A 21,996-nucleotide genomic window follows, 5' to 3' on the forward strand; every position below is an offset into this window, starting at 1 on the left:
TTATTTCAACCTATTTAAGCCCCCATAAGTTGGTTAATCTTTGCATGGCATCTTGCTGCCTCTTTTCAATAATATCTTCTGTCCATTCTTTTTCTTGGAGTACTTGTGTGGTTAACGCAAAATTGGAAATTCCATCTCTTGACTTGAAATACTTTTCTTTCTTTTTATCAAAGTCGTAGTTACGAGCCTGACTATTTTTTCGATGAGACAGTAAGACCAAATTACCTATACGATGCGTATATTTCTCCCTTTCATCTGGGGTTGGGAACCATTTTACCCAAATGCTGTTGTTTCTTGGCGTTTGAGGCAGAACATGCTCAACCGATATAACTGAGTAATCATAATAAGACGTACCTTCGGATAAATTGGAGTCTAATCGCAGTAGCACATAGCGTGGAACGTAACGGATTTGATAAATATTACCATTAAGCTGATTAATAATGCTTTGTTTTTCTTCTTTTGTAAGTTCTAAAGGAGAATCAGAAGAAAATATATTATCTCCATTTTCTATAGCAGTTAATAAGCGGCCATAACGCTCCAAACGTTGATTAATATTAGCCCGATAAATCATCATACCCGCAGCAAGACGTTCGAGTTTTGTAAAATATTTCACGAGATCATCATGATTGGCGTTGTGAATTGAATAAAATAGAATAGCAGGAGGAAGCCAGTCAAAATTATCGATACGATTAAGCCAACGGAAAAGAATATTTAATTCTTCAGCATCACGTGTAGTTTGATAAGAGGCATTAATGATGTCATAATAAGCGTCTGCTAGTGGGTATAATATCTCGTCAATGAAATGCTTGGGATTGGCTGTAGGATTTACATATTCCCGAAATCCTTTTAACAGGCTCTCTCGTGGTTTTGATTTTCTATAAATCATGCGAATATGAGCAAATAAATCTTGAAAAGCATCTCGCCCGAGCATATCTTCAATATCTTCCCAATCTTTTGTGTATTTTTCCTGCTCATTTTCCGGAATTTTACCAACAATTTCAGCTTTAAGAATATCGGTATGAGAAAGATCCATACCTCGATCATTCAATACTGAAAAAATACGATAAGCAGAATCAAGATCTGGTGTTGAAACGATTATCAGGTAACAACGATTAATGATAAATTGAGCAAGGCGTTGCAGCCTTTCTTTCGGCAGTGCACTTAACCGTTGTAAGTAAAGGAGTGCGTTATCTCGTATATTTTTCTTTGCATCTGGCAACTTTTGTTGTTGGATCTCTCGTAACTGTTCTATTCCCCCTTCCGTTTGAATGTATTTCTGAAAAAAATCTTTATCTCGTTCTCGCAGGATAAGACGATAACGATCCGGTGTACCTTTAACAGCATTTCCTTTTTCATAAATAAATGTATTCAAATCTGCCGAAAAACTCTTGGACGTTAAAGAACGGATTGCTGCTAACAAAATAGAAAAAGTCGTTAAACGTTGTTGACCATCAACAATTTGGGAGTCAGGATTATCGCCTTTAATGAGGACCACGCTTCCCAAAAAATAAGGATTTATTTCATTTATTGCCTCGTCTCCATCGCCCATAAAATCAATCAAATCGTCAAGCAGCTCTTGTGCCTGCTCAGTTTCCCAAGCATAAGGGCGCTGATAATGAGGTATCATGAAGGCAAAATCATCACTGAATACTTTACCGATTGGAAATTCTGCTCCAGTTATGTTTAGTCTTGGCATTATAAAGTCCTTGTAGCTTGATTATAGAATCACAACGTTATTGTTACGCACAATCGCGGTGCTGACCGGCACCGCGATTCCAGGCGGCGCAGCCGCCTGGAACAAGTTGTTGTATGGTTTATATATAAGCTCACACAAAAAATAAAAATTGACAATAAAAATCATATAAATTAGGATTAATCTAACTGCATAAACATGTATTATAAAGATTACGCAGAAAGCAGTATAATTATGAAACAGATCCCAACTCAGATAAATGCGCTCTATGAAACGCAGCTAAATCAAAAAGCAATCCCCAAAAAATATGCCCTTATTATAAAAAATGGTTACGGTATTATCTGGATTTTTGCCATAAATATAATCATGAGTCTTCTGTCAAAAAAAGTCTTGCCCACTACATTAGTCTATACATAATTCATTATTCATTTAATATCATGAGGTAATTGAATGGAGCTCCGCATAACTACGATCAGTGAAAACACAGCAATGGCAGGAGGCCTGCTAAGTGAATGGGGTTTGAGTATACTGATTGAAACAAAAAACCTGAATATACTCTTTGACACAGGGCAGTCTATTTCAGCGGCATATAACACGGATGCACTGGGGATTGACCTTTCTTTAACGGATAAAATTGTGCTGAGCCATGGTCATTTTGATCATACCGGCGGGCTCCTTGATGTTTTGAAAAAAATCGGCAAAAAGATACAGGTGTTAGCTCATCCCGATGCCTGGAGTCCTAAATACGCTCTTTTCCCTGCAATGGGTATCCCCAGGTATATCGGCATACCTTACAAAAAGGAAAAACTGGAAAGTTTAGGCGCAGATTTTATTTTAAGCAAGGAACCTGTTTGGCTTACCGACCATATTCTTATTACAGGTGAAGTCCCTATGAGAACAGAATATGAGCAGATCGATCAGGGCTTGTTTGTTAAGCATGGCGATCAGTTTTTGCCTGATCAACTTCTTGATGACAGATCTATTATCTTAAAGACCACAAAAGGTTTGCTGGTTATTGCCGGATGCGCTCATCGCGGGATAATAAACACTTTGCAATATGCTCGTGAACTTACAGGGGAAGAGCGGATTTATGCTGTAATAGGCGGGATTCATCTTTTTCGTGCTTCAATAGAACAGCGCGAAAGAACCATTGAAGCTTTTAAAGAGATGGAAATTGAAAAAATCGGCGTTTCCCATTGCACGGGACTGGAGGCATCATCTAGGTTCGCGCATGAATTTAAGGAAAAATTTTTCTTTAACAATACAGGTAACATATTGTATCAAGAGAAGGGGGCAGATCTTCATTCTTGAAGGAATTATGAATTTTACACATAAAATTAATTTATCTGTCAAGAATGAAGACCTGCCCCCTCTTGGAAGAGGGAGTTATGTAATTGTTTCTGAGTTAAAGAACAAACAGAAAATTAGTGTCGGCCGGCTGGGATCTTTTTTTTTTCAGCAATGGTTTTTATGCTTATGTAGGATCGGCAATGGGCGGGTTAACAGCCAGGATTAACCGTCATTTGCGAAAAGAAAAAAAATTCCACTGGCATATTGATTATTTATTAAAATATTCATCCATCATTGATATTATTACAGGCGAAAATAACGACGGATCAAAATATCAGTGCCGTATTGCCCGGATCCTGATAAAGAATCTTGATTGCATTAAGGGGTTTGGGTGCAGTGACTGTAAATGCAGCAGCCATCTTTTTTTTTCCCCTAAAAAAAAGATAATTCTCAAGCATGTTTTAACGGCATTTAATAATGCATAAATTGTCAGATAATTAGGGAACTTACAGAAAATAATCTACGCATCCTGCTTGCCCTTTTGTCCGTCTTCTACGTTGCGGTAACAGTTGTATAGTTCACTATGCAACTGTTACTACGCCTTGAAGACGAACAAAAATTCTGCACGATATACGTAGATTATTTCCTTCCAGTTCCCTTACCCGATTTTAAAATTTGGCGCAAGACCAGAGGGGGGAGGGGGCCAAAATCTTGAACCCCTACTTCTCATGACACCGCTGCACTCATCTCTTTACGTTTCGTCTCTTCCGCATCTTCAATAGAAGTATATCCAAGCTGCTTTACCATATCCAGATAATTTTTCATCATCATATTTTCATTTTTCTCAAAATAATTTTTAACATCTTTAAGAAGAAACGTGAGCGTCGTGTCGGAATAAGTTTCCAACTCACCTCTCAGGTATGTTTCAAATGAGGTCGCCGAAGGTGTATCCTCAGAACTTCTCAAAGCACGAGCACTGCTCATGAGGCAGGGAAATTTTTCAAACATTTCTTTTTGCCATTCAATTTCAATGTCTACAATTTCATCCATTGCAGGATTTTCTTTTATTTTATTTATGAGATTGTCCATTCTTGCGTATTTTTTTGTCATGAGATTGATCTTGTTCTTTTCGGCAGATTTAAGATCTTGCAGGTAGCTTTCCAGTGTCTCCATGGACCATGAAACAAACTGTGAAGATCTGACAATCCTGAACATTTCCGGGTCTTCCTGGCATGATGCTTTCTGCAGAGTGGGAACTGTGAGGAACATATCAAGTTCTCTCTTTAATATTCTGTTGATTAAGGTCTCGTTCTCATCCATGCTTTCCTCCTTTAGGATAAAATCATATAAAACAGCCGCTAAATGTCATATTATTATTATTACATTCAAAGCCAATATAAACTTGAACTTTATAATAATCAAGTTTATACTTTAAAAAATAAAGTATAATTCTTGTTGTTTTTTTATAATTTGGTATAATTATCAGTAGTTATATAATCAAACAAATAAGGTGGTTCAATGAAGATTAAAAAAAAATCCATCGTAATACTACATTATTCCCTGTCAAATAGTGAAGGTAAATTGCTCGAAACAACCCACAACGGCCCGCCTGCCCAGTTTGTATGCGGCACAGGCCTCTTTATGCCTGGTTTTGAGGATGAGCTGATCGGCCTTAAAGCCGGAGATAAAAAAACTATTATTATCGGTCCTGAGAAGGGTTACGGTATGGTAAATGAAAATCTTGTATTGAAAGTTCACCGGAGTGAACTTCCTGAAGTAGATATAAAGGTGGGGGGCACATTATGGAGAGAATCCTCCAATGGCGATAAAATCCCTTTTAAAATCAACGGATTTCTTGATGATTGGGTTTTTCTTGACGGGAACCATCCTTGGGCAGGCTATGAACTCCACTATCATGTAACCATTTTATCCGTCATAGATAACGGGGATTTGAACATAAGAGTTACATAAAAAAGGGCAGGCACTATTCCATCGCCTACCCTTTAAACTTTTTCGCATTATTTAATTACAAAATATCGAACAGCTTACTTCCCGCCAAAGGCTGAATCCGTCATATCCGCTATAGCCGAATCAAGCGTATTAACCGCATCCATCTTACCGCAGGCAACCGGAAGAATGTCATTTATAAAATAAGAGGCTGTCTTGACCTGACCATGATAAAAGGGTGCATCCTTGTGTTTTGCCACTTTTTCTTTTTTCTTATCCTCATCCAGATTCTTGAGGATTTTGGCCAGTTTTGGCGCTGCAATAGAGGCTCTCCAGAGCAACATCCAGGCAATACAGAGATCGCCGGTTATTTCCAGAATAGGACATGCCTGCGCAAAAGCGTTAAGGACTTTCTCAGAGGCGGTAGCCTTGACAAGCTCCATTACGGTATTCTGATACTTGCCAAGGGCTTCTTCAACCTTGACTGCCAGACCGTTAATCTCCGGAATATCCTTGGCAACTGCTATGGTCTTGTTGATTTCATCAAGCAAGCTCTTGAAGGCGGCTCCTTTTTTCATCCCAAGTTTTCTGCCGAGAAAATCAAGGCCTTGTATACCGGTTGTACCTTCATAGATAGTGGCGATCTGGACATCCCGCAGAAGCTGCTCTACCGGATATTCGCGGCAGGCGCCTGCGCCGCCGTAAACCTGAATACCCATTGTGCACATTTCACACCCGCGCTCGGTTGTATGGGCTTTACATACCGGGATGAGCATTGCGATTATATATCCCAAACGCGTTTTTTCTTCTTCGCTGATATCCGGATTTCCCACCTGATCCATGCACAATCCGACATAATAATTAAGGCTTCTGAGGCCTTCAACATTGGCTTTCATCCACATGAGCATCCTTCTCACGTCAGGATGTTCAACAATTGCAACCTGATTGGCATCCGGGTTGCGAAGCTCAGTTATGCGTCTACCCTGTACTCTTTCACGGGCATAGTTCAGTGCATAAAGAAACGAAGTGCTGGAAAGGCCCAGAGCCTGGATGGCAACAAAAAGCCGTGCTTCATTCATCATATGGAACATGGTTCTGATCCCGTCATGTTCCTTGCCAAGCAGAAATCCGACACACTTCCCTTTGCTTCCGAAGGTCAGGCTGCAGGTAGAACTTCCGTGAATCCCGATTTTTTCTTCAATGCCGGTGCAAACGTAATCATTTCTTTCACCCAGAGAACCATCCTCATTAACCAGAAATTTAGGTACTATAAAAACTGATATACCCCTGGTGCCCTCGGCAGCGCCTTCAATTCTCGCCAGAACCGGGTTAATTATATTCTCTGTGAGATTACCCTCGGCCTGGCTGATGAATACCTTGTTGCCGGTTAAATAATATGTGCCGTCGTCATTCTTTACAGCCGTAGTGGTAATTGCACCTACCTCAGATCCGGCATCCGGCTCTGTCAGGGCCATTGTTCCGGCCCATTCGCCTGAATAGATTTTTCCCAGGTATAATTTTTTTTGTTCATCAGTACCGAAAACTTCTATGAGTTTACCTGCTCCATGGGTAAGGCCCATGGCAAGGGCCAAACAGGTGTTGGCGCCCTGAAAAAGTTCATCAACAGCCATTTTAACGACCTGGGGCATACCTTGGCCTCCGACATCGAGATCGTCTGCAAGGGCTATCCATTCGCCTTCTTTTATCAGTTTATAAGCATGGTGATATGACTCGGGAACCTTGACTTCACCGGCTTCAAAAGTACATCCCTCCTGATCGCCTTCAATGGAGCTTGGAACCAGCTCTTTGACAGCCAGGGTCCTGGCCTCGGAAATAACCATATCAAAGGTTTTTTTGTTAAGATCTGCGAACCTGGGATCTTTGGTCAATGATTCGATGTTCAACTGATCGTGGAGGACAAATTGGACATCTCTTCGATCATTCAGTAATTGTGCCATGTTATTATTGCTCCTTTCACCAATTTTTCAAATTATAAAAAGCATTCAATTTTGTTAACCCTTCGTTAACATAGATAATTATTGAAATCAAGCGGCAATTAATTTTTTGATAAAATATAGATGTTCATATAAATAATTTTACTGCGTTATAGGTAGCCCTATATGGTTAGCGAACTGTATATGCGCAAAAGTTTATCCGGAAGTTCATTAACATTTGAAATAACATTATGGTGCGTATCACCGTACAGGTCATCCAGCATGGGGTCGCCCGGGATGTTAACGGTTATCGCCTTGGCATAAATATTTTTCGAGCGTGCTTCCTGCATAGCCTTGCGCGTATCCGCTATTGCATATTTCTGTTTGTAACCAACATCATTCGGGAAACCATCTCCAATAATCAGCAGCAAACGAATTTTTGAAGAAATTTGTTCCAACCTGCTGACAGCATGCCGGATTGCTGCTCCCATACGGGTGCTTCGCTGGGGTGCCATGGCATTGATTCTATTCTTGATTTCCGGTCCCATGCATTCATCAAAACCCTTAACATTAAAATAATCCACACCAAACCTTCCCGTACCTGAAAAACCGGCTATGGCAAATGAATCACCAACAACATCAAGAGCCTCACAAAATAGCACAATGGCCTCTTTCTCAACATCCAGAACCCGTTTTTTTGATCCTGCAACCCTATTGGCGGTGGAGCGCGACAGATCGACAAGAAGCAGAACCGCCACATCTCTATCCTGTTTTATACGTTTTATATAAAGGCGGTCGTCCGGAGTCAGACCCGCTTTTTTATCAATTGCAAAATCAAGCAGCGCTCTGTAATCGAATTCATCCCCCTCGATCCACTGTCTTAATATTTTTAGGCTTTCAGGCTTAAGGAGTTCGAATGAATAACGGATCATCTTTACAAGCCCTTCATGCTGCTTTAGAATATTATCGTAAAAAGTACTCTCTTCCCAGGGTACGGTTTTGTGGCGCACCATGACATGATCCTTGAGATAATCACCCAGGCTGTAATCCCACTCCGCATACCTTGAAACGGGGCCGGCGAATTCATCCGCATTAACAGGATTAATAGCTGATTTCCCTAAAAGCCCCTCAATATCTATCCCGGAAAGGTCTACAGGGACTCGGTCATGCTTTATGTCCGACAATATATCGGGATCAGATGATATGATTATATCCTCTATATCATCCGGGGACAAAGCGCCATTATTATTGACAAGACGTTTGCGTATTTCGGATTTATAAACATTGAATCCGTTTTCCTTAAGTAAAAGTTTGACCTTTGCAGCGGTTTTTTCAAAATCCAGGTGTTTGGAAAAAAAAAGATCAGGCCTTATGCCGCGGCCAAAAGGTATTTGTATCGGCTTGTAAAAATCCTCCAACCTGCCTGGAGGCAGCCCGGCTTTTAAAAAATTTTCCATTTCAGCATATATCTTTGCCGCAAACCCCGCAGATTTTTCCACACCATCGCTTTCATTGAACTCCTCTCCCCAAAACCCGGCAACCCGTGTCACAAAACCGGTTAACACGGTTTTCGAACTTATAAACCGCTCGCAGGGCATATCCAGCGCTATTAAAGCATAAAGCAGAAATACAGGAGCAAAGGGATCATCTTTTCTGAATATTCGCGTTGCTTCAGCCTGTATCAGTGGCATAGTGCGTTTAATCAAACCCGGATAACGGTTTTTTAAAAGCGCATTTAAACGGCCATGCTCCATTATTGTAAAGAGGTCTGCGGCCAAGTCTTTGACAGGGAATGATGAAAAAAATAATTCAAGCTCTGAAATATTCTCATGGCCGTCTTTTGAAGCAGGTATAGAGATTCCGCATAGATCCCTTAACCTGTCCGGATCAAAATCGAATGTGTCGAATTCATAGTATCCGGCTTCAAGTTTTGTTAAGGCTTTATATAAGTTGAGGTTTTCATCCCTGCTCGGAAAAAAATCAATTTCTTCCGAAAGATAAATTAACCTCCCGTCTGAACAGACCATAATCTCTTTTTCCGAAGCCTTCAGAAGCGGGGCAGGCAGACCGGATATGGAATGTACGGATATAGAAAGCCCTGTTCTGGCCTTTAGATACCTGTTTAACTTATGTCTTATGGTTTCAAGAGAGACGGTGATCTGCAATTCAACACAGGCATCTATTCCTGCCCTGGATTCTAAAGATAAAAATTTTTCCCCAAGCCTCCAATTATTTCTATTTTTTTTCAGACCTATGGATACAAAACTATCGAGCGCCTCTTGAGATAAAAGATAAAGGCCCCTTTCCATCCCCTCCAGGAAGTTATCGGCCAAATGGGGATTTTGCCTGACAACCCGCCCCAGTTCTTTTATCTGCCAGTGCCTCCTTGGCGCAGGGAAGGAGAGTACTGCTTTTGGTATGGCATCTGAAAAATGGCGGCACCTATTATAAGTAAGGTCCTGGGCAAAAATATCACAAAGTAAATCAGAATAAACAGCGGCCGCCTCAAGGTCGCGGCATTCAAGCAAATTATACAAAGATTCAAGGGGGCTGTTTAATATATGTTCTCCCTTGTTACGCATAACCTTGACGGCGCATAAAAATTTTTCCAGAATAATTCGATTGCCTCGCAATAGCACCTGGGCAAGATATGTTGCCATTATCTTGCCGAAAGTAGGTCCGCGCAAGCCCGCATCCCGTACCATGCCCCGGTACAGGTAAATATCCCCCGGGTCGACCTCGCCTATAAGCTTTAGATAACCTTCCGCAACAGCATAGCCAAAATAAATCTCCCGGGAAAGCCCCCATAGAGTCTCATCCACCAGTATTCCTGCTGAATCAGAAGATACTGGCTTCTCTTTCCCTTCAAGGCGCGCCAAAACATTATCGGCAAGTTCCGGGTCCACCAAAGCAAGCTGTTTAATCGCATTTTTCATATTATCTGATTCCTGTTTATGCAGGAATAGTGATTTAGTTGATATGTTATTTCTTTCAAATCGTTACAGGAAATAAGGTCACAATACAGTGGCGCGGAACGTTTGAGTGAAATTGCAGTGAAATTGCTTTGTTGTGTGACGTACACGGCACATGTTATTAATAGTGAGCCTATACTTTTCAATTATGGAAGTCAAGGCAAGTCCAAGCCCGGCCCAGGGCGATTGCATCAAAAAGTCAGATTTACTTGTATATCATAAAGGAGAAATGGTTCCTGTGTGCAGGTTCATGGAATAGCGATATTTCAAGGTTTTTCATAACAAGGCTATAGATGGGCAAATGAGTTGACAGTAAAGCTTTTTTTACGCTATTTTGTAATGATATTATCTATATCATGGATTCTGATTAAAACACGTAAAGGTGAATCAATGAAAAAAATTCTGGTGATCCACGGGCCGAACCTCAATATGCTGGGGAAACGGGAGCCTGAGATATACGGCCGAAAAACTCTCGAAGATATAAATACTGCTTTAAAAGATCGGGGCCGGGAACTGGGGCTTGGGGTGGAGACATTTCAGTCTAATTTTGAAGGTGAAATTGTAGAGAAGATCCAGCAGGCGCTCGGGCAGGCTGATGGTGTTATAATTAACCCTGCAGCTTATACTCATACCAGCGTAGCTGTGAGGGATGCGCTTCTATTGTTGGATGTTCCGATTATAGAAGTGCATCTTTCGAATATATACAAGCGCGAGCCGTTCCGCCACAAGTCGATGGTATCGGATATTGCCGCCGCCCAGCTTGCCGGGTTTGGCGATTACGGCTATATTATGGCTTTGGAGGCGTTGCCGAGGCTTTATTCTTGATAACAGGATATTGTGTCTATCAGTTCGCTGTTTGGCAAATATGCGCGCAAGTGTTGTTTTACCGCATTGCCTGGGGCCAAGCAGGGCGGTAGCGGGAGATTTTTCTGTTGCGGTTGCAAGAGATGTTGAATAGTAGTTGTCAGATAATAACCCTATTGTAAAAATTGGCAAAAGGCCGAAGGGGGGTAGGGGGTCAAAATTTTGAATCCCTACTCCAACGACCGATAACGCAGTGAAATTATTTATGTGATGGTCTATATATATTATGGCTCTGGCGCGGATGCTTCAATAAAGGTAATAGCTTTTTTCAGCCTTGATATAACGACATCCTTGCCCAGGACATGTATAATTTCAAATATACCAGGACTCACTGTTTTGCCGGTTAGCGCCACCCTGACCGGCTGGGCTATTTTACCAAGTTTGATTTCGCAGCTTTGCATTACTTTTTTAAATGCATCCTCAAGATTGGCTTCGTTGAAATCTTTAATCGCCTCTATTTGGCCGCAAAGGATTCTTAATGGTTCAAGGGCGGCAGGTTTAAAATTTTTTCGGGCCGCTTTTTCTTCATAAGAGATTTCGTCCTGGAAATAGAAAAGGGCTCCTTCGGTCAAATCTATCAAGTTTTTGCTTCTTGTGTTCAGGGTCTCGATTATTTTTTCCAGGTATTGGTTATTATCATTATTGATCCTGCGTTCTTTTAAAAAAGGCTTCCAGTATTTAATAAGTTTACGCGGTGGGGAGGCTTTGATATGGTCTGCATTAAGGGATAAAAGTTTTTCCTGATCAAAAATACCGGCTGACCGGCCGATATTATCGAGTGTAAATTTTTCTATCAGCTCGTCTATCAAAAAAAACTCCTGGTCTCCGTATGACCAGCCCAGCCGTACAAGATAATTTAGCAAAGCCTCCGGCAGGTATCCCATATCCCGATATGCCGTGACGGACATGGCGCCGTGCCGTTTGCTCAAACGGCTTCGATCATTGCCAAGCACCATGGGTACATGACCGTAAACCGGGAGTTCGATCCCAAGGGCTTTGTATATCTGTATCTGCCTGGGGGTGTTGTTAACATGGTCATCCCCTCTTATGACCGTATTTACGCCCATTGTTATATCATCAACCACTACGGCCAGATTATAAGTCGGTACCCCGTCGCTTCTTACTATTATAAAGTCATCGAGCTCGGTATTCTGAAACCGGATATTGCCCTTGATACTATCTTTCAATACCGTTGTACCGGCGGAAGCGGATGCAAAGCGCACAACCGCATTGTCGGTTTTGTCGATTCCCTTGTTTCTGCACCGGCCATTATATTTTGGCTTGTCGCCGGAAGCCATGGCTTTTTTTCTCATTTCCTCGATTTCTTCAGAAGTACATGTGCAATAGTAAGCATTTCCGGAATCCAATAGTTTTTGTACGTATTCCTTATAAATATCAAACCGTTCGGATTGAAAATGAGGCCCTTCATCCCAGTCTATTCCCAGCCATTCAAGACTGTCAAGGATAGCATCCACAGAAGCCCTGGTGGAACGTTCCCGATCAGTGTCTTCGATTCTAAGTATAAATTTTCCTTTCATATGACGTGCATAAAGCCAATTGAACAGGGCCGTTCTGGCGCCTCCTACATGCAGATAACCTGTGGGGCTGGGTGGAAAGCGGGTTATAACAGTTTTCATTTTACAGTATCCTTAACATACTTTTTACCGGGCTTGGTTTTTTGTGAGCTCCGGTGGAAGAGATTGATATGTGAAAATCTATAGTCTGAAGGGATGTCATTTTCAAAGCAAATAAAAGGTAAGAATGTGATCAGGCATGGCAAGGTAATGAAGCCGGCGATTATTTGAGGTAAAAATGTTTAATTTAAGGCCCTGGGGCTGCAGGGCCTTAAACTTACAATCGAGTATTTACATCAAGTTTAATGGTTACTTGCCACCAAAAGATGCTTCGGAAATTTCCACAGCAGATCCGTCTGATGCTGAAATAGCATCCAGCTTCCCGGCAGTAACCGGAAGCATTGTGTTGATAAAGAATTGAGCTGTTTTGACCTGCCCTTCATAAAAGGCTGTATCCTTTTTACTTTTACCTATTTTAGGTGCTGCAATTGATGCGCGCCATAAAAGCATCCAGGCCATCACGATATCTCCTGTAGCTTCCATAAAGGGATGGGAAAATGCATATGCATTGAGTGCTTTATCTGACCTTGATGCTTTTCCTATTTCAACTGCAACTACTTGATATTTAGCATAAATTGTCTCCATATTGGCGACAATCTGCTCCAGTCCTGGAACTTGTTTGGCTTTTTCAATGGTTTTTTTGATTTCTTCCAGAAAATTATTAAAGGGTTTTCCGCCTTTCATGCCAAGCTTGCGTCCGAGGAGATCCATAGACTGGATACCATTTGTCCCTTCATAAATCTGGAAAATTTTGCTGTCCCTTAGAAGCTGGGCCACAGGATACTCTTCAACAAATCCATAGCCGCCATAAACCTGGATACCATGACTGCAGACTTCAAAAGCTTTGTCTGTAATATAGCCTTTGATGATCGGCGTTAATACGGCAATAAGGTCGTCATTTTTTTCCTTTTCTTCCTCACTATCTGCAATTGCAATTCTATCATAACAGAGTCCTCCAAAATAGATAAGACTTCTCATTCCTTCAACGTAGGACTTCATAATCATGAGCTGCCGCCGAACATCCGGATGCTGAATAATCGCAACCGGCGGTGAATCCGGGGGAGCTGTAAGATGCTTGGTTTGAATTCTTTCCCTGGCATAATTAAGCGCATATAAAAATGATGTGGTGGCATTGGCAAAGCCCTGAAGCCCAACCATCTGACGAGCTTCGTTCATCATCTGAAACATGGCGCTCATACCTTTGTTCTCTTTGCCCAGCAGTGTACCGATGCATTGTCCCTTGCCGCCGAGTGCAAGTGAAGCCGTGCTGTTTCCATGAATTCCCATTTTTTCTTCAATGGCTGTGCAAACCACATCGTTGAATTCGCCAAGACTCCCGTCATCATTAATCCTGAATTTGGGGACAAGAAACAGGGATATTCCCCTGGTTCCGGGAGGGGCGCCTTCAATTCTGGCCAAAGTAGGATGGATGATGTTTTCCACCATGTCTTGCTCGCCGCCTGAAATAAATATTTTATTGCCGGTTATAGAATAGGTGCCGTCATCATTTTTTGTCGCAACTGTGGTCAGAGCACCGACATCGGATCCAGCTTCCGGTTCTGTAAGTAGCATTGTACCGGACCATTCACCTGAAAGCATTTTTTTCAAGCAGAGTTTTTTCTGTGTTTCAGTTCCAAATATTTCCACCAGCCTGGCTGCACCATGGGTTAACATGTTATAAAGCATAAATGAGTTGCAGGCACCGTAAAGATATTCATTTGCCGCCATTGAAACAGTCTTGGGCATTCCCTGGCCGCCCCACTCCGGGTCGTCCGACATGGCCAGCCATTCCCCTTCTTTATACAGCTTGTTGGCCCTGTGAAATTCTTCCGGAACCTTTACCCGGCCCGCATCAAATACACAACCTTCATCACTTACTTTCTGCAGCGGAAGGATTTCTTTAATCGCCAGGTTTCTTGCTTCAGAAATAATCAGGTCAACGGTCTTTTTGTTGAATTCTGCAAATTTTTCATGTTTGGCGAGTTCACCAACTTCCAACTGTTCGTGAAGAACAAAATCGACATCCCTTCGATCAGAAATTACCTGAGCCATAATTTAGATTCTCCTTTTTTAAATTTAAGTATATGCAGCTTTAATATTTGGTCATTAGGGGACTGTACAAGAACTTTATTATTTATCATATAATAATGTTCATCGCAAGTAGTTTAAGGGATATTTCATCAATACCAAAAACCTTGTAAGAATATTTCCAGACCTGAATTTAATTTTTCTTAATCCGGCCCTTTTTTTTATGCGCTTCATTTTTTTGAATCTTTGCCCAGGAATCACGAAGGGTCACTGTCCTGTTAAATACGAGCCGCTCTTCAGTGGAATCCTTTGAGTCGACACAAAAATACCCTATCCTTTCAAACTGATATCTGCTTTCAGGCTTGGCTGCCGCCAAATAAGGCTCTACCCGGCTATCCTTTAAAGTTTCAAGAGAACCGGGATTAAGCGAAGCCATAAATGCGGAATCGTCTGTTATTATAGCTTTTGGTATAGCTTCGGGTACATCTCCAGGTAAATCTCCGGGATTCTCTTTTAAAAAAAGTCTGTCGTAAAGTCGTATTTCAGCCTTTAAAGAATGCGCTGCAGATACCCAGTGAATAGTTCCTTTTACTCTGCGGCCGTCAGGAGATGATCCTCCCCGTGATTCAGGATCGTATGTGCAATGCACCTCAATCACAGCGCCTGTCTTTTCGTCTTTAACCAGATCAACACATTTTATATAATATGCGTACCGTAGCCTTACTTCACGTCCAGGCACCAGGCGGTAAAACTTTTTTGGAGCTTCTTCGCGAAAATCATCCCGTTCAATATAGATTACACGGGAAAAAGGGAGTTTTCTCGTTCCCATGTCGGCATCTTCCGGGTGGAGCGGCCCGTCAAGTTCCTCAACAAGGTCTTCAGGGTAGTTATCTATGACAACCTTTAATGGGCGTATAACCCCCATAACACGCGGCGTCCATCTGTTAAGATCTTCTCGAATACAATACTCCAGGAGAGCAATGTCGACGGTACTCTCTTTTTTGCCTACACCGATACGTTCACAGAAGTTTCGTATCGCTTCAGGAGTATATCCTCGTCTTCGCATACCGCTGATAGTCGGCATTCGGGGATCATCCCATCCGCTCACAACCCCGTTTTCCACAATCTTTAGAAGTTTTCTTTTGCTCATAATAGTATAACTTAGATTAAGACGCGCGAATTCTATTTGCTGGGGATGACAGTCAACCTCAAGTTGATCAAGAAACCAGTCGTATAAAGGTCTGTGGTCTTCATATTCCAGGGTGCATAATGAATGCGTTATGCATTCTATGGAATCGGAAAGGCAGTGTGTAAAATCATACATGGGATATATGCACCACTTGTCACCGGTTCTGTGATGTGAAACATGCTTAATCCTGTAAATAACAGGATCGCGCATGTTGAGATTGGGTGATGCCATATCAATTTTAGCCCGCAGCACATGGGCTCCGTCTTCGAATTCTCCGGCCCGCATCCGCACAAAGAGATCGAGATTCTCTTCGATCGAGCGTGTGCGATATGGACTCTCTTTACCTGGCGCCTTTAATGTTCCTCTGTATTCTCTAATCTGATCTGCACCCAGGCTGCACACATAAGCCTTGTCTTTTTTAATCAACTGCACCGCATAATTATACAGTTGTTCAAAATAATCGGATGCATGCCGCAATCTGTTTCCCCAATTGAACCCAAGCCACCGCACGTCTGATTTGATTGCCTCGGTATATTCGATATCCTCCTTGCTGGGATTGGTATCATCAAATCTTAGATAACAGATTCCTCCTTCATGCTCTGCCGCAATGCCGAAATTAAGGCATATTGATTTAGCATGTCCCGTGTGCAGGTATCCATTCGGTTCAGGAGGGAATCTTGTCGCCACACGGCTATTATTTTTATTTTTTTCAAGATCCTTTTCTATGATGTTACGAATAAAATTTGACGGTGATGATTCAGTTTTAGACATATTGTGATACCCTTTTTTATAACGGTTTAGAGATAATCATCTTATTTATAATTTTTAAATAATAATTCTCCATTAAATATTTTGCAATATGTAAAGTTGAGAATAATATGTTCGGCAATTTCTGAATGCGGTTTTATTTGTTTACATTCTTTTCTATCTTATATAAAAAACATTCCATTAAATTACAGGATCTGCAATGAATAAAAATAACAAAAATTCAAATAATATTATAAACAGGTTATGGAGTTTTTTTGTTTCTGTAAAACTTACGGTTTTTTTACTGCTGACCCTTGCAGCAACTTCAATCATAGGGACCTTTATACCCCAAAACCAATCTCCCGCAGCATATATAAATACATATGATGAAACAGTTTACAGGATATTCAGCTTTATAGATATTTTTGACATGTACCATTCATGGTGGTTCCGCTGCTTGCTGCTTCTTCTTGTAATTAATATTATAATCTGTTCAATCGACAAGCTGTCTTCCGTATGGAAGATAGTATTTGTGAAAAATCCAAAATTTAACATTTCAAAATTCAGGAACCTGTCTTCAAAAAAGGAGTTTGTTACAAGCTCGGCCACCGAAACGCTGCTGAATAAATACAAAAAAAATATTTCAAAAAATTTCAAGTATATAAAGGTCAATAGAACTGAAAAAGGGTTTTATATTTTTGCGGAAAAAGGAAGATGGACACGCCTGGGAGTTTATATTGTACACTTTAGTGTTCTATTGCTGCTCCTTGGAGGTTTGATCGGTTCAATTTTTGGGTTTGAAGGATATATCAATATAACCGAAGGAGAGACCAAACAAATAATAAGACTGAAAACTGCCGGGGAGGTGTATAAACTAAACTTTGGAATCAGGTGCGATTTCTTTAAAGTCAGCTTTTACGATTCAGGCGCACCCAAAGAATACCGTTCCGGTTTAACCCTGATAGAGCAGGATAAACCGGTTTTACAGCAGGATATAAAGGTTAACGTCCCTTTACGGTACAAGGGGATAAATATCTTTCAGTCAAGCTATGGTGCCGTGCCCCCCCGGTATGCGGCATTAAACTTTTTAAGTAATGAATCCGGAATGAAGTACCAGGAAAAAGCAGAATTCGGCCAGGAGATCAATCTGCCAGAAAACTCCGGCAAACTGATTATAAAAAAATTCACTCGATCGTCCAATTTTATGGGACATAATATGGGAGAAGCCTTTTTAGCGACCCTGATGCTTAAAGATAAGAGCCCGGTAGAAATAATTTTGCCTGTACGTTTTTCGAATTTTGACAAAATGAGAAAGGGCGCTTTAATTATTTCTGCAAATTCTCCCCCATATTATACTGGACTTCAGGTTACGCACGATCCTGGAGTATGGTTGGTTTATGCCGGATTTATTGCTATGATTATAGGCTGTTGCATAACCTTTTTTATGTCTCATCAAAGTATTTGCCTGGAGGTGACGTGGAAAGGAAAAGAAAATATTGTCATGGTCGCCGGAACAGCAAATAAAAACAGACTCGGGATGAAAAATAAAATTAAAAAGCTGGCCCAAAGATTTGAAGCAATTAAGGAGAAGCCATGAACAGTTCCAATCTGCTTTCTATAACGACCTTTATTTACGGGCTGGCGGCATTCTTGTATATTGCGGCAATGGTTTTTAAAAAACCATCGATTTTTAAGCCGGCCGTATGGACGGCAATAATAGGTTGCGCCGTAAACGCCGCCGGCATCAGCATGCGATGGATAGAATCATACAAACTCGGGATAGGTCATGCACCCCTTACCAACCTTTATGAATCTCTTATTTTTTTTGCGCTGGTTATTGTTATTATCTACTTGATCATCGAGCATAAATACAAATATAATCTGCTCGGGGCCTTTATAACTCCCTTTGCTTGTCTGGCTATGGCCTATGCCTCATTGTCTCCGAATATCAATGATCGTATCCAGCCTTTAATTCCCGCCCTGCAAAGCAATTGGCTGATTGCGCATGTTGTCGCCTGTTTTATCGGATATGCCGCATTTGCCATTTCATTCGGAATCAGCCTCGCCTATCTTTTAAAAAAAAAAAAACAGGGTTCAAAAACATTTTTTAATCATTTTCCTGCGGCGGATATACTCAATGAATTAAATCATCAGTTGATAATATTCGGATTTCTTTTTTTAACTATAGGAATAATCACCGGCGCAGTTTGGGCCAACTCAGCCTGGGGCCGTTACTGGGGATGGGATCCAAAAGAAACATGGTCACTTGTCACATGGTTTGTATATGCAACATTACTGCATGCCAGAATGACGCGTGGATGGACAGGCAAACGCATAGCCCTACTTTCCATGGTCGGTTTTCTTGCAGTTCTGTTTACATATTTCGGCGTTAATTACCTGCCGGGTCTGCATAGTTACGGAATCTTGGAGAAAACGATTTTTCCTTGACAAAAAAGTACTTTCAGGGTAAAAAACGTAAATTATGCGTGGAAAGCTATAAATTTTTAGATAATTACCCTATTTTGAAATTTGGCACAAGGTTAGAGGGAGTAGGGGTTCAAAATCTTGAACCCCTACTCCGATGACCGATAACTCAGTGAAATTATTTATGTGACAATCTATATATGGTTTTGTATAGATCTCGTAAAATCATCAACAACAGATGAGGTTTTAATGGAGAGTCATAAAGATCAAGACGGTAAAGTTTCAACAGGTATTGGGGCGTCTGAAGCCGCACAAAAAAAGGATGACGGATCCAGCGGGTTCATCATCCTTTTTTTTATTGTAGGATTTTTGGCAAGTCTTGTCATAGGGTGGGTGGTTTTCCCGAAATTGCTCTATTCCCAAAAAAAGCAACCTTTCGATTTCAGCCATGCAGTCCATATGGAGGAGGTTGATGATGGTTGTGAAAGCTGTCATTTTTTCCGTGATGACGGAAGCTTTGCCGGAGTTCCCAAACTCGAGCAATGTGTCGACTGTCATGAAGAGGCACAGGGGGAGAGTGAGGATGAGGCTGTGTTTCTAAATAAATATGTTGCCAAAGGAAAGGAAGTGTCATGGCTGATATATTCAAAACAGCCTGACTGCGTCTTCTTCTCGCATGCGGCCCATGTAAAAATGAGTAAAATGGAATGTTCCGAATGTCATGGTAATATTGGCGAATCCGAACATTTAAGGGTTTATGAAGAGAATCGGATTACCGGTGTCAGCCGGGATATATGGGGAAAAAATATCGGTGGATTTAAGAAAAACACCTGGGACAGAATGAAGATGGATGACTGCTCGGAATGTCATGTAAGGGAGAATGTAAAACAGACAAGCGTTCAGACAAAAAAAGGCGGATGTTTTGTGTGTCATAAGTAGCGCCCGTCCATAATTTTTTCTTTTTGAGGTTATATTTATGAAAATTGGCAGAAGAAGTTTCTTGTCATTAATTATCGGGGGAGCGGCAGGCACGGCTTTGTCTCCTCTTCCGTGGAAATTGATGGATGACAGTTCCATCTGGACCCAGAACTGGCCGTGGACCCCGGTCCCTGACGTCGGGGAAGTTACTCATGTAAATTCCGTGTGTACATTATGCCCCGGTAGTTGTGGCATTTCTGTACGAAAAGTCGACAACAGGGTTGTCAAGATAGAAGGGAATTCTGATTTTCCTGTTAACAAGGGTGGAATCTGTAGCCTCGGTTTAGCCGGCCCCCAGCTTCTTTATGGACATACAAGGGTTAAAACACCCCTTAAACGTGTTGGCAAACGGGGTGAAAACAGATGGGAAAAGATTTCCTGGGATAACGCCGTCAAGGAGGTTGCGGTAAAACTGGGCCGATTGAGATCCAATGGCCAAGCCTCATCGGTAGGCACGATCCTGGGACGGGACAGGGGAACAATGCATGGTCTCTTCGATAGGTTTTTAACAGTCTACGGTTCAGCCAATCTGATGAATATGCCGTCGATGGATGAGGCGTATAATCTCTCTACTCATTTTATGAACGGTGTTCAGGGCTTGACCGGATTCGACTTGGAAAATTCCGACTTTATATTAAGTCTGGGCAGCGGTCTGCTTGACGGCTGGGGTTCTCCTGTTCGCATGCTTAAGGCACACAGCTTATGGAAAGAAAATAATGCCATGGTTGTTCAGGTAGAACCGCGTCTTTCCCGTACAGCGGCTAAAGCAGATAAGTGGATACCGATAAAACCCGGAACAGAAGCTGCTTTGGCCCTGGGGTTTGCAAATGTCATCATTAATGAGTCGCTTTTCAATAAAGAATTTGTTGAAGATTATTCATTTGGTTTTGAGGACTGGGGGGATGACTACGGCAATTCTCATAAGGGCTTTAAAAATTTGGTAACAGAAGGATACAGCCCTGAAAAAGTTTCTGAAATTACCGGCGTCAATAAAACGGATATCATATATTTGGCTCGGCAGTTTGCCTGCGCTTCCAGACCTTTGGCCTTATGCGGCCAGGGCAGGGGATGCGCGCCCGGCAGTCTGAATCTCTATATGTCGGTGCATGCCTTAAACGCTCTGACAGGCAGAATTAACAAAAAAGGGGGCGTCTGGTCGGTTCCCGAACTCGATTATATTAAATGGCCTGAATTGAAAACCGATGCTGTCGCCAAAGCGGGGCTGTCTGCCGGACGAATAGACGGAGCCGGAACTTCTGCATATCCTTATACAAAGTCTCTTTTAAGCGGATTGCCTGAAAAAATCAATTCTTCCAAGGAAACTCCTGTCCAGGCCCTTATAGTCTGCGAAGCTAATCCTGTATATTCGCTGCCTGATACCATAGAGGTTCAAAAAGCTTTTGATGCTGTTCCGTTTATAGTGAGCCTCTCTTCATACATGGATGAAACAGCTTTAAATGCAGATATAATTTTACCCAATCACATGTATCTTGAGAGATATGAAGATATCCCAGCTCCTTTTGGTGTGCTTGACCAGGTGATCGGATTGGCAAAACCGGTTGTGGAGCCATTATACAACACCCAACATGCCGGTGATACAATTATTATGCTGGCTAAAGCCCTGGGCGGTTCCATAGCAGAATCTTTTCCATGGGATAATTACCAGGAATGCATTGAGTCGGTGCTTGGGGATAAATGGGATAGTTTAAAAGAAGAAAGTTTTTTTATCGGTTCAGAATATTCACCCCGAAAATGGAGTAAGGCTTTTGAAACCCCATCTTCCAAATTTGAATTTTTTGGAAGCGCTGTTTATGATGCTGAAAACAGGGCAAACGAGTCTATTCCGCTCTTCACACCTCTAAAACCGGAAGGTGATGATTCCAGGTTCCCGTTAACCCTGATTCCGTATGAATCGATGAGACTGGCCAACGGCTTTATAGGGGATCCTCCGTTTTTAATGAAAATCATCCCTGATACAGTGCTTAAAGGAAATTTAAGCTGTGTGGAAGTAAATCCCGTTACTGCCCGTTCTCTCGGCCTTCCCAATGATAAGCCGGCTTTATTAAGCACTCCCAGGGGGAGCGTAAAGGTTAAAATTTGTCATTCTGAAGGCATTATGCCGGGACTCGTAGCGTTGCCCATGGGACTTGGGCATGAATGCAAGGATGAATATCTGGCAGGAAAGGGTGTTAATTTTAACAGCCTGATAAGTCCTGTTCCGGATAATAGAACAGGAATGGATACAGTCTGGGGAATAAAGGCCGGACTTGTTAAAGCTTAACATTGGTTTCCACAT

At 41.7% G+C, this 21,996-nt stretch carries 16 protein-coding genes; 9 read left to right on the forward strand and 7 right to left on the reverse strand.

What is annotated here, in order from left to right:
• Positions 1 to 10: 10 nt before the first annotated feature.
• Entirely contained in the window at positions 11 to 1,696 is a 1,686-nt protein-coding gene (locus tag BuS5_RS09300; protein ID WP_027353531.1) for a DUF262 domain-containing protein, read from the reverse strand.
• A 231-nt stretch (positions 1,697 to 1,927) separates the two neighbouring features.
• On the opposite strand from BuS5_RS09300, the gene BuS5_RS09305 reads away from it, so the two are divergent.
• The 3 genes from BuS5_RS09305 to BuS5_RS09315 all read left to right on the forward strand — a co-directional run bounded on the left by BuS5_RS09305 (position 1,928) and on the right by BuS5_RS09315 (position 3,468).
• Complete coding sequence (locus tag BuS5_RS09305) at positions 1,928 to 2,110, forward strand: hypothetical protein (RefSeq protein ID WP_157487350.1); 183 nt, start codon at positions 1,928 to 1,930, stop codon at positions 2,108 to 2,110.
• A 33-nt stretch (positions 2,111 to 2,143) separates the two neighbouring features.
• On the forward strand, positions 2,144 to 3,004 hold the full coding sequence (locus tag BuS5_RS09310) for an MBL fold metallo-hydrolase (RefSeq protein ID WP_027353533.1): 861 nt from the start codon (positions 2,144 to 2,146) through the stop codon (positions 3,002 to 3,004).
• Between the two features lie 116 nt (positions 3,005 to 3,120).
• Positions 3,121 to 3,468: a GIY-YIG nuclease family protein gene (locus BuS5_RS09315; RefSeq protein WP_051374677.1), complete on the forward strand. Its 348-nt coding sequence runs from the start codon at positions 3,121 to 3,123 to the stop codon at positions 3,466 to 3,468.
• Positions 3,469 to 3,709: 241 nt separating this feature from the next.
• Here BuS5_RS09315 and BuS5_RS09320 read toward each other — a convergent pair whose 3' ends face one another.
• On the reverse strand, positions 3,710 to 4,303 hold the full coding sequence (locus BuS5_RS09320; protein ID WP_027353534.1) for a DUF4125 family protein: 594 nt from the start codon (positions 4,301 to 4,303) through the stop codon (positions 3,710 to 3,712).
• Between the two features lie 198 nt (positions 4,304 to 4,501).
• On the opposite strand from BuS5_RS09320, the gene BuS5_RS09325 reads away from it, so the two are divergent.
• Entirely contained in the window at positions 4,502 to 4,954 is a 453-nt protein-coding gene (locus tag BuS5_RS09325) for an FKBP-type peptidyl-prolyl cis-trans isomerase (protein ID WP_027353535.1), read from the forward strand.
• A 74-nt stretch (positions 4,955 to 5,028) separates the two neighbouring features.
• On the opposite strand, the gene BuS5_RS09330 is transcribed toward BuS5_RS09325, so the two are convergent.
• Both BuS5_RS09330 and BuS5_RS09335 read right to left on the reverse strand, forming a co-directional pair.
• Positions 5,029 to 6,888, reverse strand: coding sequence for an acyl-CoA dehydrogenase (locus BuS5_RS09330; protein WP_027353536.1), 1,860 nt, complete (start codon positions 6,886 to 6,888; stop codon positions 5,029 to 5,031).
• A 158-nt stretch (positions 6,889 to 7,046) separates the two neighbouring features.
• Positions 7,047 to 9,800, reverse strand: coding sequence for a nitric oxide reductase activation protein NorD (locus BuS5_RS09335; RefSeq protein WP_027353537.1), 2,754 nt, complete (start codon positions 9,798 to 9,800; stop codon positions 7,047 to 7,049).
• A 426-nt stretch (positions 9,801 to 10,226) separates the two neighbouring features.
• On the opposite strand from BuS5_RS09335, the gene aroQ reads away from it, so the two are divergent.
• Entirely contained in the window at positions 10,227 to 10,661 is a 435-nt protein-coding gene (gene aroQ, locus BuS5_RS09340; protein WP_035264879.1) for a type II 3-dehydroquinate dehydratase, read from the forward strand.
• A 263-nt stretch (positions 10,662 to 10,924) separates the two neighbouring features.
• On the opposite strand, the gene gltX is transcribed toward aroQ, so the two are convergent.
• The 3 genes from gltX to BuS5_RS09355 form a co-directional block, all read right to left on the reverse strand.
• Complete coding sequence (gene gltX, locus BuS5_RS09345; RefSeq protein ID WP_027353539.1) at positions 10,925 to 12,337, reverse strand: glutamate--tRNA ligase; 1,413 nt, start codon at positions 12,335 to 12,337, stop codon at positions 10,925 to 10,927.
• Between the two features lie 246 nt (positions 12,338 to 12,583).
• Positions 12,584 to 14,386: an acyl-CoA dehydrogenase gene (locus BuS5_RS09350; protein WP_027353540.1), complete on the reverse strand. Its 1,803-nt coding sequence runs from the start codon at positions 14,384 to 14,386 to the stop codon at positions 12,584 to 12,586.
• Positions 14,387 to 14,555: 169 nt separating this feature from the next.
• Complete coding sequence (locus tag BuS5_RS09355) at positions 14,556 to 16,322, reverse strand: glutamine--tRNA ligase/YqeY domain fusion protein (RefSeq protein ID WP_027353541.1); 1,767 nt, start codon at positions 16,320 to 16,322, stop codon at positions 14,556 to 14,558.
• A 196-nt stretch (positions 16,323 to 16,518) separates the two neighbouring features.
• Here BuS5_RS09355 and resB point away from each other — a divergent pair, with 196 nt between their 5' ends.
• From resB to qrcB, 4 genes are all read left to right on the forward strand, one after another.
• Positions 16,519 to 17,895: a cytochrome c biogenesis protein ResB gene (resB, locus tag BuS5_RS09360; RefSeq protein WP_035264891.1), complete on the forward strand. Its 1,377-nt coding sequence runs from the start codon at positions 16,519 to 16,521 to the stop codon at positions 17,893 to 17,895.
• Positions 17,892 to 18,746, forward strand: coding sequence for a c-type cytochrome biogenesis protein CcsB (ccsB, locus tag BuS5_RS09365; RefSeq protein ID WP_027353543.1), 855 nt, complete (start codon positions 17,892 to 17,894; stop codon positions 18,744 to 18,746). Before resB ends, ccsB begins: the two co-directional genes overlap by 4 nt.
• Positions 18,747 to 18,971: 225 nt before the next feature.
• Positions 18,972 to 19,661: a menaquinone reductase multiheme cytochrome c subunit QrcA gene (gene qrcA, locus BuS5_RS09370; protein WP_051374678.1), complete on the forward strand. Its 690-nt coding sequence runs from the start codon at positions 18,972 to 18,974 to the stop codon at positions 19,659 to 19,661.
• Positions 19,662 to 19,698: 37 nt separating this feature from the next.
• A complete protein-coding gene (qrcB, locus tag BuS5_RS09375; protein WP_027353544.1) occupies positions 19,699 to 21,981 on the forward strand; it encodes a menaquinone reductase molybdopterin-binding-like subunit QrcB in 2,283 nt (760 codons plus the stop codon).
• The last annotated feature ends 15 nt before the right edge of the window (positions 21,982 to 21,996 follow it).

Source organism: Desulfosarcina sp. BuS5, from assembly GCF_028752835.1.
Lineage (GTDB): Bacteria > Desulfobacterota > Desulfobacteria > Desulfobacterales > BuS5 > BuS5.